This is a genomic window from Streptomyces narbonensis, from assembly GCF_014649015.1.
Classification (GTDB): Bacteria; Actinomycetota; Actinomycetes; order Streptomycetales; family Streptomycetaceae; genus Streptomyces; species Streptomyces narbonensis.
Genome location: NZ_BMSF01000002.1, coordinates 311,003 through 323,382, shown reverse-complemented (window position 1 = coordinate 323,382; position 12,380 = coordinate 311,003). Strand labels below are relative to the sequence as shown.

Here is a 12,380-nt window from a genome sequence, read left to right as displayed (position 1 = left end):
TACTGTCGTATGCGCATCAGAGCGGCCGCTCCGGCCGAACTCCCGCTGCTCCAGGACATCGAACGGGCGGCGGGCGAGCCGTTCCGTTCTCTCGGCATGGCGGCGATCGCCGACGACGACCCGCTGCCCCTGGACGTCCTGGAGGCGTACCGCTGCGAGGGACGGGCCTGGGTCGCGGTGGACACCGCCGACCGGCCCGTCGCCTATCTGCTGGCCGACACCGTCGACGGTTCCGCCCACATCGAGCAGGTGTCGGTGCACCCGGACGCCGCCCGCCGGGGCGTCGGACGCGAGCTGATCGAGCACCTGGCGGCGGCCGCCAGGGAGCAGGGCCTGACGGCCCTGACCCTGACGACGTTCACCGAAGTCCCGTGGAACGCCCCGTACTACACCCGGCTCGGCTTCCGCCCGCTCGCCGACTCCGATCCGGAGCTCACGGAGGGGCTGCGCGCGATCAGCCGCGCGGAGGCGGCCCACGGCCTCTCGGTGTGGCCCCGGGTGTGCATGCGCCGAGAGGTCTGCTGAAGCCCTGCCGAAGGCCCGTCGGAGACCCGTCGAAGGCCCGTCGGAGACCCGCCGAAGGCTCGTGGGAGGTCCGCCGACGCGTGCCCGTCAGCGGGTCACGGCCGCTCGTTCACCCGGTCCCGTACCGCTCCCGCAGCTCCACCTTCCGCACCTTGCCGCTGACCGTCATCGGGAACTCGGAGAGGATCTCCACCCTGCGCGGGATCTTGTAGTGGGCGAGCCGGTCGCGGCAGAAGGCGGTGATCTCCTCAAGGCCCGGCGGGTCGGCCGGGTCGCGGGGGATCACACAGGCCAGGATCTCCTCGCCGTACCGCGCGTCGGGCACGCCGACGACCTGGACGTCGGCGATCTTGGCGTGCCCGTAGAGGAACTCCTCGATCTCCCGGGGGTACACGTTCTCCCCGCCCCGGATGATCATGTCCTTGATGCGGCCGACGATCTGCACGTAGCCGTCGTCCCGCATCACCGCCAGGTCTCCGGTGTGCATCCAGCGGCCCGCGTCGATCACTTCGGCGGTCTTCTCCGGCTCGTCCCAGTAGCCGAGCATCACGCTGTAGCCGCGGGTGCACAGCTCCCCCGCCGTGCCGCGCTCCACCGTGAGGCCGGTCGCCGGGTCGACGATCTTGACCTCGACGTGCGGCAGGACCCGGCCGACGGTGCCGGTACGGCGCTCCAGGTCGTCGTCGCGCCGGGTCTGGGTGGAGACGGGAGAGGTCTCCGTCATGCCGTAACAGATCGACACCTCCGCCATGTTCATCTCGGCGACGACCCGCTTCATCACCTCCACCGGGCACGGCGAGCCGGCCATGATCCCGGTGCGGAGGGAGGAGAGGTCGTAGGTGCCGAAGTCGGGGAGGCCCAGCTCGGCGATGAACATCGTCGGCACCCCGTACAGCGAGGTGCAGCGCTCCTCCTGCACGGCCCTGAGGGTGGCCGCGGGCTCGAAGGACACCGCGGGGATGACCATGCAGGCGCCGTGCGAAGTGGCGGCCAGATTGGCCATGACCATGCCGAAACAGTGATAGAAGGGGACAGGGATGCAGATCCGGTCCTGCTCGCTGTAGGCGATCATCTCACCGACGAAATAACCGTTGTTGAGGATGTTGTGGTGGGAGAGGGTGGCTCCCTTCGGGAAGCCGGTGGTCCCCGACGTGTACTGGATGTTGACCGGCTCGTCGCAGGAGAGCGGCTCGGGCCGCAGGTCTCCCGCCGTTCGGGCCAGGAGCGCGTCCCAGCTCGGATCCCCGAAGTGCACGACCTCCCTCAACTCCGGGCACTCGTCCCGCACTTCCTCGACCATGACCCGGTAGTCGCTCGTCTTGTGGGCGAGCGAGGCGAAGAGCAGCGAGATGCCCGCCTGGTTGAGCACGTACGCCAACTCATGGGAGCGGTAAGCGGGGTTGATGGTGACCATGACCGCGCCGATGCGGGCGGTGGCGTACTGGACGAGGACCCACTCGGCGCAGTTGACCGCCCAGATCCCGACCCGGTCGCCCTTGCGGACGCCGCTGCCGAGCAGTGCCCCGGCCAACCGGTCGACGTCGGCGCCGAATTGCGCGTAGGTCCAGCGCCGACCACCGGGGACGTCGACGAGCGCCTCCCGGTCGGGCCAGGTGGCGACCGCCCGGTCGAGGTTGGCGCCCACGGTGTCGCCGAGGAGCGGGGTACCGGACACCCCGTGGGCGTACGAGAGTTCCGCCGTCTTCGTCATGCGAGGTCCCCTTCCGCGTACTCCTTGCCGCCGCCCTCCGCGGTGAGCCGACGCAGTTCGACCCGGCGGATCTTGCCGGAGACGGTCTTGGGCAGCTCGGCGAACTCGATGCGACGGATCCGCTTGTACGGGGCGAGGACCGCGCGCGAGTGGCCGAAGAGGACCCGCGCAGTCTCCTCGTCCGGCTCCCAGCCGGCGGCGAGCACGACGTACGCCTTGGGGACGGCCAGCCGCAGGGGGTCGGGCGCGGGGACGACGGCCGCCTCGGCGACCGCCTCGTGCTCCAGGAGCGCGCTCTCCAGCTCGAAGGGGCTGATCTTGTAGTCGGAGGCCTTGAAGACGTCGTCGGCGCGCCCGATGTACGTGATGTACCCGTCCGCGTCCCGTGACCCGATGTCGCCGGTGCGGTAGTAGCCGCCCTCCATCGCCTCGGCCGTACGCTCCGGGTCGCCGTGGTATCCGGTCATCAGGCCCACGGGATGGACGGACAGGTCGAGACAGATCTCGCCCTCCTCCACGTCCGCCCGTCCGGTCACCGGATCGATGAGCGTGACGCGGAAGCCCGGGCTCGGGCGGCCCATGGAGCCCTCCTTGAGCCGCTGGCCGGGGCTGTTGGAGACCTGCACGGCGGTCTCCGTCTGGCCGAAGCCGTCCCGGATGGTGACGCCCCAGGCGCGCCGTACGGACTCGATGACCTCGGGGTTGAGGGGCTCGCCGGCGGCGACGACCTCGCGCGGCGGGGTCTTCAGCTGCCCGAGGTCGGCCTGGATCAGCATCCGCCACACGGTCGGCGGGGCACAGAAGCTGGTGACGCCGTGCCGGTCCATCTCGCTCATCAGCCGGGCCGGGTCGAAGCGCGTGTAGTTGTGGATGAAGACGGTCGCCTCCGCGTTCCACGGCGCGAAGAGGTTGGACCAGGCGTGCTTGGCCCAGCCGGGCGAGGAGATGTTGAGGTGGACGTCCCCGGGCTTGAGGCCGATCCAGTACATCGTCGAGAGGTGGCCGACGGGGTACGAGGTGTGGGTCTGCTCGACGAGCTTCGGCCGGGCCGTCGTACCGGAGGTGAAGTACAGCATCAGCGTGTCCTCGGCGAAGGTCACGCCGTCGGGCTCGAAGTCGGCGGACTCCTGGGCGGCGTGCTCGTAACCGAGCCAGGTCACGCCGTCGCCGCCGATCGCGATGCGGGTGTAGTCACCGGGCACGTCGTCGAACTTGGCGGTGTCCTCGGCGCGGACGAGGACATGGCGGGCGCGGCCCCGCTCGACGCGGTCGCGGAGGTCGGCGGGGCCGAGGAGGGGGGTGGCGGGGATGACGACGGCGCGCAGCTTCATCGCGGCGAGCATGGTCTCCCACAGCTCGGCCTGGTTGCCGAGCATGACGATGATCCGGTCCCCGGCGCGGACTCCCTGGGCGCGCAGCCAGTTCGCGACGCGGTTCGAGCGGGCGGACATCTCGGCGAAGCTCAGCTTCGTCTCGGAGCCGTCCTCCTCGACGATGTGCAGGGCGGTCCTTTCATTACCGGCGGCGATGACGTCGAACCATTCGAGCGCCCAGTTGAAACGGTCGGGCCGGGGCCAGGAGAAGCCCTCGTACGCCGTCTCGTAGTCCTCGCGATGGTGGAGCAGGAAGTCCCGGGCGGCCCGGAACATCTCCGTCGCGCTGGTCGCGCTCGCTTCCGTCATGTGTCCTCCTCATTGCGGGACCGGTCCCGGACATCGTGTAATCGGTGACCCAGGTCTCACTACCCCCGTTCGGGGGTGAACCAGCCACCCAGCCAACGGACAGCGGGGAGAGAACGGTGCGCGAGCACGTCGAATCGGTGGAGCTGCGCGGCGCGCTGCTGCGGCTGCGCCGCACCACCGGTCTCCCGGTGGTGTTCGGGGGGCTGCTCCAGGACGGCCGCGCGCTGCGGATCGCCGAGCTGAGCGGGGCGGTGACCCCCGCGCTGCGCGGGCTGGCGATCTCGGCCGGCTCGGGGCTCGGGGGCAAGTGCCTGGCCCTGTCACGGCCGTGCGCGGTGACCGACTACCCCTCGGCCCGGCACATCACGCACGAGTACGACGTGCCGGTCTCCGCGGAGGGGCTGCGGTCGGTGATCGCGGTACCGGTCGTGGTCCGCCGGAAGGTGCGCGGGGTGTTGTACGGGGCGCTGCGCGACGCGCTGCCGATCGGCGAGCGGGTCTTCGACGCGGCGGTGGCGGCGGCCCGGGACGTGGAGCAGGCGCTCGCGGTACGGGACGCGGCGCAGCGGCTGCCGGCCCCGCCGCCCTCGTCGCCGTCCTGGGAGGAGGTGCGGCAGGCGTACGGGGAGCTGCGCGCGCTGGCTCCCCGGGTCGCGGACGCCGAGCTGCGCGAGCGGTTGCTCGCGGTGTGCGGACGCCTGGGGGCGGCCTCCGGCACGGGGGCGGCGCCCGCCTCGGGTCTGCCCGTGCCGACGGTGTCGCTGACCCCTCGCGAGACGGACGTCCTGGCGGCGGTGGCCTCGGGGGCGACGAACGCGGTGGCGGCGCGGCGGCTCGGGCTGCGGCCGGAGACGGTGAAGGGCTATCTGCGCTCGGCGATGCGGAAGCTCGGGGCGCACACCCGCCTGGAGGCGGTGGTGGCGGCCCGCCGGGCGGGGGTGCTGCCGTAGAAGGGGTGCTGCCGTAGAAGAGGTGCTGCCGTAGTCGGGGGCCGGTTCAGCGGAAGTGGTCCCGCGCCTCCCCTTGCGGCCCGCGGAGCAGACAGCTGACGGCCTCGTGCACGCTCTCCCCCAGGAAGTAGGGGCCGGTGTGGTGCAGGAGGAAGAAGCGCCCGGTCTCGTCGACGAGGACCATGGCCCCGTCGAAGGTCTCGTACCCGACGGGGAAGAGCCTCTGCCGGAGGTTGCCGGCGAGCTCGGCGACGTCCTCGGCGCTCTCCTCGTAGATCCAGTGCGGGGTGAGGCCGACGGAGGCCGGGGGCGTACCGGGAATCGCCAGGCGCAGCCCGCCGAACTCCCGGACGAAGTCCCTGGCCGCGGGGAACGGCTCGACCGGATGCCCCTCCGCGGCGAAGCGGTCGGTCACGAACCGGAGGAGCGCGGGCAGCCGGTCGCCGATGTCCCGGCCCGGGGCCCAGCCGGCCCCGGCGAGGACGGCCTCGACCTCTCGCGCGGTCATGCGGGGCCTCACGCGATCGCCTCGCTCGGCTCCTTGTGGACGATGTCGTACGAGGTGCCCGGCGGCGTCATGACCCGGAGGGTCCGCTCGGCCTCGGCGGCGAGGTCGGCGCGCTGGGCCCGCGTCACGGGCGCGAAGGGCTCGATGGTGAGGGTGGTGCGGTCCTTGGCCTCGTCGAGGTGCCAGAGCCCGGCGAGCAGGCCGTCGAGGAGGAAGACGGAGAGGGCTCTGTTGCCCTGCCAGGTGCGCGAGCGGATCCCCGGATCGACGACCCGGGTGCGGTCGGCGTGCGACAGGAGCACGTTGTCGAACTCGGGCAGGAACCGCGGCGGGGCGGGGGTGTCCTCGTCGGGGCGGGGCGCGTCGGGGAGGTCGAAGAGCTCGGTGCCGCGCTCGTCCTGGAAGACCAGGAGCCGGGGCCGGAGGCGCTCGAAGGCCTCGCCGAGTCGGGTCAGGCCGCACCACGTCTGCATGTCCTTGACGGAGGCGGGCCCGAAGGCGCGGAGATAGCGCAGCACGACGCCGTCATGGTCAGGGCCCTCCTCGCTCCCCTTCGGGGCCGCGTCCCCGAACCACACGTCGGTGGTGGTGAGGGCGACCTGCCCGCCGCGCCCCCACAGCCCGCGCGGGGTGACCTGGACGAGCGGGAGGAGGCAGCGGGCGGCGAGGGAGAGGGACTGCGGGTCGGCGTGGGGCCATTCCTTGAGGAGCTCCTCGCGGAGCTGCTTGGGGGTGCGGGGCCGTTTCTCGACGAGCTCGCGGGACAGGGCGGCGAGCCGCTCCAGATCGACACCGTCGAGGCCCCCGCGGCCGACGAAGATGGCGAGCTCCCGGTCGATGGCCCCGGGCTGCGCGAGCCGGCGGAGGGCGACGGCGTCCTCGGCCGTGTGGGTGTGGACGGTGGAGCGCATGGTGACGATGCGGGCGACGGCGCGGGACTCCATGAGGTCGGACAGCTGCTCGGGCCGGAAGCCGTCGAGGCGGGCGGCGAGCGCGTAGTACGGCGGCTTGGTGTTCTGCGCCTGGAGGCCGAGGAGATGGGCCACGGCGTCCTCGACACCGAGCGGGGCGCGGCGGAGGAGGTGCTGACGGTCGAGGGTGGCGCGGTTCAGGGCGCGGCGGCTGAGGACCGGGTGCTTCGTCGTGGAGGCCATACGAGGACGCTACTGGCACTTGCGGACAGATTCGGTCCGCATGGACGAAGAGACGCGGGGGAACCCGATGCCGAAAGCACCCCGACCCCCAGCACCACCCCCAAACCCCACACGACAACCCCCACACGGCAACCCTCAACCCACAACCCACACACCACAAACCACAAACCACAACCACAAACCACCGGATACCATACCCAAAGCCGCATCACCCACCCCCACGCGAAAGGCGCAGGCAGGTGCCCGAACGTCGTCCCCGCGCGGCCTGGCGCCGCCACCCGGAACCGCAGCCCGAGCCCGCGTCGACGCCGCACCCCGCCGACCGGCCGAGCGTGGTGCAGGCGAGCCTCTACCGCGACGGCCGGCGGGTCTCCTCCCCCGCCACGCTCGCGGACACCTTCCGCCAGCTGCGCGAGCACCCCGACGGCATGGCGTGGATCGGTCTGCAACGCCCGACGGAGGCGGAACTCCATTCCCTGGCAGCGGAGTTCGACCTGCACGAACTGGCGGTGGAGGACGCTCTGGAGGCCCACCAGCGCCCCAAGCTGGAGCGATACGGCGACACCCTCTTCGTCGTGCTGCGCGCCGCCCGCTACCTCGATGCCCAGGAGGAGGTCGAGTTCGGCGAGCTCCACATCTTCGTGGGTCCGGACTTCCTGATCACGGTCCGCCACGGCGCGGCCCCGGACCTCTCCACGGTGCGCCACCGCATGGAGGAGAACCCGGACCTGCTGGCCCTCGGCCCGGAAGCGGTCCTGTACGCGATCCTCGACGCGGTGGTCGACGGCTACGCCCCGGTGGTGGCGGGCGTCCAGAACGACATCGACGAGATCGAGACGGAGGTCTTCGGCGGCGACCCGGCGGTCTCCCGCCGCATCTACGAACTCTCCCGAGAAATGGTCGAGTTCCAGCGCGCCACCCGCCCCCTGGTGGGCATGCTCCACGGCCTGATGGCAGGCTTCGCCAAGTACGGCACGGACGAGGAACTCCAGAGCTACCTCCGCGACGTCGCCGACCACGTCACCCACACCAGCGAACGCGTGGACGGCTTCCGCCAGGCCCTGACGGACATCCTCACGGTCAACGCGACCCTGGTCACCCAACAACAGAACGCCGAGATGCGCGCACTGGCGGAAGCGGGCTTCGAACAGAACGAGGAGATCAAGAAGATCTCGTCGTGGGCCGCCATCCTGTTCGCACCCACACTGGTGGGAACGATCTACGGGATGAACTTCGACAACATGCCGGAGCTGCACTGGGCGGGCGGGTATCCGTTCGCGGTGGTGCTGATGGCGGTGGTGTGCACGAGCCTGTACGTGGTCTTCAAGAAGAAGGACTGGCTGTAGCCACCCATCCCGACACCTTGATCTACGGATTCGCCTCGCCCAGGAAGACAGTGACGATCCGTCAGGATCTGTCGGTGGTCACCGCTACAGCCCGTGCAGTCGAAGGGGATCGGTACGGCCTCGACATGGACGGTGCCGCCCAGCGCGGCCGCGATCTCGTCGAGGGGCGGGTAGCGGAGGGCTTCGGTGTCGAGGACGGCGGGGGCGTACTCGTACAGCCAGAAGTCGCGGACGAGGGTGGGGTCGCAGGTGAGGATCACGACGGGGCCGCTGGTCACGCGGCGCATCTCCCGCAGGCCGGCTGCGACGTCGCTCCACTGGTGGACGCTGAACAGGGTCATCGAAGCGTCGAAGGACCCGTCGGCGAACGGGAGGTCCTCGGCGACGGCGTCGACGGCCGCTTCGAGTCCGTTCGGGCGCTGGGCCCTCATGGAGGCCGACGGTTCGACGGCGGTCACCGTGCCGCCGATGTTCTCGTACGAGCCTGCGCCGGCACCGACGTTGAGGACGGTCCGGCCCTCCCCCAGGGCTCTGGCGATGAAGCGGGCGATGCGCCCGTCCGGGCGCCGGTAGGCGGAGTAGCCGGAGCCGACGGTGCCGTAGTCGACGTCACCGGCGCTGCCGTCGTGGGTACGTGTCGTCATCTGTCCGACCTCGCCTCGTGAGCAGGAGCAGCGGAGGCGGAGGGTGGGTGGGACCGGCCGGAGCGGCGCATGCGGGTCCGTCCGCCACGCCGCCCGCATCACCATCCTGCATCTGCGAGGAGCCACACACAATGCCCTCACGAATGCCTGGACCATCACCCGTGTAGGCATGCATCCGTGGTTTGGAGATGTCGACGGGTGGGTGGCGCGGACGCGGTCGTCCCGCTCGAAGTCGCGACGGAAACCGACGGCCACGTGTTCGCCGCCGCGCCGGCGGAGGGCCGCCACGTCCGGCGTATCGGCGAGGACGCGGCGGTCGGCGACCGTCTGGCCCCGGCGGGGACGCGCATCGACCCGGCGCTCGTGGGCCTGGCCGCCGCCGCGGGCCATGACTCGCTGCCGGTACGGCCCCGGCCCCGCGTCGTAGCACTGGTCACCGGTGACGAACTGGACCACTCGGGCATCCCGGAACCCGGGAGGGTTCGGGACGCGCTGGGGCCGCTTCTTCCCGGTCTCATCGCCGAACTCGGCGGCGAGACCCTCGCGTTGCACCACGTACCCGACCATCCCCATGGCGGGCTGGCCCGCGCGGTCCGCATGCACGACGGGGCCGATGTCGTCGTGGTCACCGGCTCCACCTCGGTCGGCACCACCGACCAGCTGCGGGGCCTCCTCGCGGACGCCGAGGCCCGGATGGTCGTCGACACGGTCGCCTGCCGGCCCGGTCACCCCATGCCGCTCGCGGAACTCCCCTCGCGCCGCTGGGTGGTGGGGCTGCGGGGCAACCCGTACGCGGCTCTGGTCTCGGCCCGTACGCTCCTCGGCCCCCTTCTCGCCGGCTTGTCCGGCCGCGCGCTCCCCCGGCTGCCGCGCGTGTGCCCGTACACGGGAAGGCGAAGGTCTCCCCGGGGCGCACCCGCCTCGTTCCCGTCTTCTGGGCCGACGACGGGTGCCGGATCGCCCCGGGGCATCGCGCCGCGTTTCTGCGCGGCGCCGCCGTCGCGGACGCGCTGGCCGCGATCGGACCCGACTGGGAGGACGGGGGGCTCGCACCGGTGCTGCTGTCCCAGGAGTGAGGCCGGGGGTGCCGGGTTCAGGACCAGAGCCGTCGCCGCTGCCGGCCGGCGGGTTCGCGCTCGTACCGCAATCGGACGTGGACGCGGTCGGCGGTGGCCTGCCAGAACTCCACGACGTCGGGCACCACGGTGTAGAGCGTCCAGTCCGGGTCGATGAGACCGGGGTCGACCTCGACCCGGGCCGGGCTCTCCCGTAGGGCGCGGGCGCCCGCTTCGGGGTCGATGAGATAGCGGCTCTACCTGCCGAACGAAGTCGAGGGGCTGCCCGTTCCCCCGAACCGGGCAGCCCCTCGCGTCTACGCGATCCTGACGGTTACGGCTTCTGGAAGCCCGCGTCCTGAAGGATCTTCTGGCCCTCGGGCGAGGACAGCCAGGCGACGAACGCGGCGGCGGCCTCGGCGTTCTTCGAGTCCTTGAGCGTAGCGGCCGGGTACTGGGCGATCGCGTTCTGGTCGTCGGGGATCACGACGGCGTCGACCTTGTCCTTCGCGCTCTCGGCGTCGGTCTTGTAGACCAGGCCGGCGTCGGCCTCGCCCAGCTCGACCTTGCTGAGCACGGCGCGCACGTTGGGCTCCTGGGAGACCGGCTTCACCGTGACGCTCTGCTTGTCGAGGATCTGCTTGCTGTACTTGCCCGCGGGCACCTCGGGCGCGGCCAGGACGACCTTCAGCTTGGTGTCGGCCAGGTCCTTCAGGCCGTCGATCTTGAACGGGTTGCCCTCGCCGGTGGCGATGACGAGCCGGTTCTTCGCGATGATCGCGGGGGTGCCGATCTCGGCCTTCACCTTGTCCATGCTCTTGGTGTCGGCCGTGACCAGGACGTCGGCGGGCGAGCCCTGCGAGACCTGGGCGACGAGCTCCTGCGAACCGGCGAAGGAGAAGGTGATCTTCGCGCCGGGGTGGGACTTCTCGTACGCGGCTCCCGCCGTCTTGAAGACGTTGGTGAGGGAGGCGGCGGCGAGGACCGTGAGGTGCGCCGCGGGCGCGCCCGTCGCGGAACCGGAAGCAGAGGCGGAAGCGGTCGAACCGACCGTGTCCTTCTTGGTGTCGTCGCTCGAACAGGCCGCGAGCGGCACGAGCAGCGCGGCGGTGAGCACGGCGGCGGCGGTACGGCGTCTGGCGACGGTGAGGGCGAGGGACATGAGGATCGGAACTCCTTGAAGGGGAACGGAAGGTGAGGACAGGCCGGCGCGCCGACGACCCGGGATGGGTGGTGCGTACTGCGTGAGGGGCGGTCAGGTGCGATCGATGTGCACGCTGGTCGATTTCACGCGGGCGGTGGCCTGCATGCCGACTTCCAGTCCAAGTTCCTCCACGGCCTCACGGGTGAGGAGGGAGACCAGGCGGTGCGGCCCGGCCTGGATGGTGACCTGGGCCGCGATGTCACCGAGCTTGATCCCGGTGACGATCCCGGGGAACGCGTTCCGCGCGGACGTGTACGACGCGTCGTCGTCGTCGCCCTGCGCCAGCTCCGCGGAGAACGCCGCGAGCGACTTCCCGTCGATGACGCGTCGGCCGCTCTCGTCGCGATGGGTCGCGACCCTGCCCGCGTCCGCCCAGCGCCGCACCGTGTCGGGGCTGACGCCCAGCAGACGTGCGGCCTGCCCGATGGTGTAGGACTGCATGTGCGATACCGTAGGCTGCTTTTCAGCTCACTTGCAACAACATCGTGGGACCCTCCATCGCGAATGAGAGGTCGGTAGTAGAAAACGACGAAGCGCTCTGCCCCTGGGCCTTGTCCGCGTCATGACGCGCAGGCGATGACGCGCCCGGCTGCGGCGTCGCGCGCATGAACGCACCGCACTGCGCGCACTGCGGCGGGAACTACAGGCGGGGAACCCGCCTGCCGAAGACCCCCTCGAAGCGCAGACGGGCAGCACGGGGCACCCGTAGCCGGGGCAGCGGGCCGCGACGGGGTCGGCCGTGTTCCCGGGCGGGCGGAGGCCCGCCTTCCCCCAGGAGCGGAGGCCCGCCTTCCCCCAGGAGCGGAGGCCCGCCTTCCCCCAGGACGGGAAGGCTCACTCGTAGCGGTACTTCAGCGAGTCCGCCTCCGCCTGCTCGATGTCGGCGATCGTCAGCTCCGGCATCCGCAGCTGGGCCAGAGTCACCTCGGCCGAGGTCGGCTGGGCGTCCGCTGCCGGCCACTGCTCCGGCTTCCAGGCTCCGCTGCGCAGAAGCGACTTGGGGCAGTGCGGGTACACCTCCTCGATCCCCACCACCAGCGCGCTGGCCGGCGGCTTGCCCACCGCGGTCAGCTGCGAGAGGAGCTCCGGACGGGTGGAGACGCAGGCCCGGCCGTTCACCCTGAGCGTCGTGGTGCGCCCCGGGACGACGAACAGCAGCCCGGCCCGGCCCGTGGCGATGACGTTCTGCAGGGTGTCCAGACGCTTGTTGCCCGTCGCGTCCGGTATCGCCACCGTCCGCGCGTCCAGGACGGCGACGAAACCGGCGGGGCCGCCGCGCGGGGAGACGTCGCAGTTGCCCTCGGCGTCCGCACTGGCGACCAGGACCAGCGAGGAGCATCCGATCAGCCGACGCGTCTGCTCGGTGAGCTCGGTCATCTGCTTCCGCACGGCCGCATCTTTGGGAAGTTCGTAGACCTGGCGCAACGCCTGCCGGTCGGGCACGGCGTCAACGAGGAGCGAGTCGAAGGCATGGCCGGTAAGGGATGTAGTCATACCTCGAACCTAGTGAGTCGATCTACGGCTGCTCTCGGGAGGGGGAGCGGGAACGACCGGGATGTGTTGTCCGACGGGACTGACGAGGGCAAGAATTCCACCCCCGG

General features: G+C 71.2%; 12 protein-coding genes and 2 pseudogenes. 5 read left to right on the top strand and 9 right to left on the bottom strand.

The features are described from left to right. The first annotated feature begins 9 nt into the window (after positions 1-9). Positions 10-525 (top strand): GNAT family N-acetyltransferase, encoded by a 516-nt coding sequence (locus tag IE124_RS05035; RefSeq protein ID WP_189505197.1) that lies wholly within the window; start codon positions 10-12, stop codon positions 523-525. Between the two features lie 109 nt (positions 526-634). Here IE124_RS05035 and IE124_RS05030 read toward each other — a convergent pair whose 3' ends face one another. Continuing rightward, entirely contained in the window at positions 635-2,236 is a 1,602-nt protein-coding gene (locus IE124_RS05030) for an AMP-binding protein (RefSeq protein ID WP_189505195.1), read from the bottom strand. Then, positions 2,233-3,918 (bottom strand): AMP-binding protein, encoded by a 1,686-nt coding sequence (locus tag IE124_RS05025; RefSeq protein WP_189505193.1) that lies wholly within the window; start codon positions 3,916-3,918, stop codon positions 2,233-2,235. Before IE124_RS05025 ends, IE124_RS05030 begins: the two co-directional genes overlap by 4 nt. A 116-nt stretch (positions 3,919-4,034) precedes the next feature. Here IE124_RS05025 and IE124_RS05020 point away from each other — a divergent pair, with 116 nt between their 5' ends. After that, on the top strand, positions 4,035-4,868 hold the full coding sequence (locus tag IE124_RS05020) for a helix-turn-helix transcriptional regulator (RefSeq protein WP_189505192.1): 834 nt from the start codon (positions 4,035-4,037) through the stop codon (positions 4,866-4,868). 46 nt (positions 4,869-4,914) lie between these two features. Here IE124_RS05020 and IE124_RS05015 read toward each other — a convergent pair whose 3' ends face one another. Beyond that, entirely contained in the window at positions 4,915-5,376 is a 462-nt protein-coding gene (locus tag IE124_RS05015; RefSeq protein WP_189505190.1) for an SUKH-3 domain-containing protein, read from the bottom strand. Positions 5,377-5,384: 8 nt separating this feature from the next. Then, positions 5,385-6,530, bottom strand: coding sequence for a winged helix DNA-binding domain-containing protein (locus IE124_RS05010; protein ID WP_189505188.1), 1,146 nt, complete (start codon positions 6,528-6,530; stop codon positions 5,385-5,387). A 239-nt stretch (positions 6,531-6,769) separates the two neighbouring features. Between IE124_RS05010 and IE124_RS05005 the strand changes: the two genes are divergently transcribed. After that, entirely contained in the window at positions 6,770-7,876 is a 1,107-nt protein-coding gene (locus IE124_RS05005; RefSeq protein WP_189505186.1) for a magnesium and cobalt transport protein CorA, read from the top strand. A 284-nt stretch (positions 7,877-8,160) separates the two neighbouring features. Here the strand turns inward: IE124_RS05005 and IE124_RS34650 are convergent. Then, a pseudogene (locus IE124_RS34650) lies at positions 8,161-8,520 on the bottom strand (class I SAM-dependent methyltransferase); the annotation flags it as partial. A gap of 69 nt (positions 8,521-8,589) precedes the next feature. On the opposite strand from IE124_RS34650, the pseudogene IE124_RS35605 reads away from it, so the two are divergent. After that, a pseudogene (locus IE124_RS35605) lies at positions 8,590-9,294 on the top strand (molybdopterin-binding protein); the annotation flags it as partial. Between the two features lie 101 nt (positions 9,295-9,395). Beyond that, positions 9,396-9,596, top strand: coding sequence for a hypothetical protein (locus IE124_RS34645; protein ID WP_229832151.1), 201 nt, complete (start codon positions 9,396-9,398; stop codon positions 9,594-9,596). 17 nt (positions 9,597-9,613) lie between these two features. Here IE124_RS34645 and IE124_RS34640 read toward each other — a convergent pair whose 3' ends face one another. The 4 genes from IE124_RS34640 to IE124_RS04980 form a co-directional block, all read right to left on the bottom strand. Then, a complete protein-coding gene (locus tag IE124_RS34640) occupies positions 9,614-9,751 on the bottom strand; it encodes a pyridoxine 5'-phosphate oxidase C-terminal domain-containing protein (protein ID WP_268246705.1) in 138 nt (45 codons plus the stop codon). Between the two features lie 158 nt (positions 9,752-9,909). Continuing rightward, a complete protein-coding gene (gene modA, locus IE124_RS04990) occupies positions 9,910-10,737 on the bottom strand; it encodes a molybdate ABC transporter substrate-binding protein (RefSeq protein ID WP_189505182.1) in 828 nt (275 codons plus the stop codon). Between the two features lie 93 nt (positions 10,738-10,830). Then, a complete protein-coding gene (locus IE124_RS04985) occupies positions 10,831-11,220 on the bottom strand; it encodes a TOBE domain-containing protein (protein ID WP_189505180.1) in 390 nt (129 codons plus the stop codon). A 393-nt stretch (positions 11,221-11,613) separates the two neighbouring features. Further along, the gene (locus IE124_RS04980) at positions 11,614-12,273 is read right to left on the bottom strand and encodes an MSMEG_1061 family FMN-dependent PPOX-type flavoprotein (protein WP_189505178.1); all 660 of its coding nucleotides are present in this window, start codon (positions 12,271-12,273) and stop codon (positions 11,614-11,616) included. Positions 12,274-12,380 lie beyond the last annotated feature (107 nt).

Excerpts from the sequence above, each read along its gene's own strand:
- IE124_RS05035 (WP_189505197.1), top strand. The coding sequence starts at position 10 with ATGCGCATCAGAGCGGCCGCTCCGGCCGAACTCCCGCTGCTCCAGGAC.
- IE124_RS05030 (WP_189505195.1), bottom strand. The coding sequence starts at position 2,236 with ATGACGAAGACGGCGGAACTCTCGTACGCCCACGGGGTGTCCGGTACC.
- IE124_RS05025 (WP_189505193.1), bottom strand. The coding sequence starts at position 3,918 with ATGACGGAAGCGAGCGCGACCAGCGCGACGGAGATGTTCCGGGCCGCC.
- IE124_RS05015 (WP_189505190.1), bottom strand. The coding sequence starts at position 5,376 with ATGACCGCGCGAGAGGTCGAGGCCGTCCTCGCCGGGGCCGGCTGGGCC.
- IE124_RS05010 (WP_189505188.1), bottom strand. The coding sequence starts at position 6,530 with ATGGCCTCCACGACGAAGCACCCGGTCCTCAGCCGCCGCGCCCTGAAC.
- modA (WP_189505182.1), bottom strand. The coding sequence starts at position 10,737 with ATGTCCCTCGCCCTCACCGTCGCCAGACGCCGTACCGCCGCCGCCGTG.
- IE124_RS04985 (WP_189505180.1), bottom strand. The coding sequence starts at position 11,220 with ATGCAGTCCTACACCATCGGGCAGGCCGCACGTCTGCTGGGCGTCAGC.
- IE124_RS04980 (WP_189505178.1), bottom strand. The coding sequence starts at position 12,273 with ATGACTACATCCCTTACCGGCCATGCCTTCGACTCGCTCCTCGTTGAC.